General features: G+C 71.3%; 1 pseudogene and 1 riboswitch. The pseudogene reads right to left on the reverse strand.

The features are described from left to right. Positions 1-382, reverse strand: a pseudogene (locus ETD86_RS54615) (CHAP domain-containing protein); the annotation flags it as partial. Between the two features lie 13 nt (positions 383-395). Next, positions 396-542, reverse strand: a riboswitch (cyclic di-AMP (ydaO/yuaA leader). Positions 543-728: the final 186 nt, after the last annotated feature.

Below are 728 nucleotides of genomic sequence, written 5' to 3' on the forward strand. Positions count from 1 at the left end.
CGTTGGCGTAGGCCCCCAGGCTGCCGCCGTCGCGGGCGACGGTCTCGGCTGCCCGCTGGGAGGACATGTACCAGCTGTGGAACGGGGTCCCGCCGCCTGCGGCGTTCTCCGCCACGCCGATCTGCGATTCGGCGACCTTCAGCACGGCCTCGGCGGTGCCCTGGCGGGCGCCTTCCTGCGCACCGGTCTGGGGGGAGGCGGCGTGGGTCGCGGCGGCGTGGGTTGCGGCGGCGGTGGAGCGGGCCGGCTGCGTGGTGGTGTGGTGGTCGGCGGCGAAGGCCGGGCTGCCGGCCAGCGCCGCGCCGGCGGCCACGCTGAGTCCGGCGGCGAACAGGGAGAGGCTGGCGGGCGTCAGGGCACGGGCGATGACGGTGTGGGCCATTACGGGGAAATGCTCCTTGCTTCCATGCCGCCTACCGGGTTAGCTGACGGGTTCGGGCGTGGAAGTGCCCTACGGATCGCCCCTACGAGAGGGCGCCGATTCACCCCGGATGAAGTGGGTCCCCGGTTCCGCGACTGGGCGGATTCGGCGGCCGCGTCCTGCTGACGAACCTGAGGTTCGTATCTGGCCAGGACGCGGTCTCGGCAATACGGAGGGCGTCGCGCGGCATGAAGTGCTGCCCGGCGTACGCCCTGAGTCCTTGAAGGTAAGCGAAACGCATAGAGAGATGCAAGCCAGGTTCGGGCCAAGGCAACGGGATCCCCTACGGCACAGGCGATCCCGGACG

It is taken from the genome of Nonomuraea turkmeniaca (assembly GCF_005889735.1).
GTDB classification, from domain to species: domain Bacteria; phylum Actinomycetota; class Actinomycetes; order Streptosporangiales; family Streptosporangiaceae; genus Nonomuraea; species Nonomuraea turkmeniaca.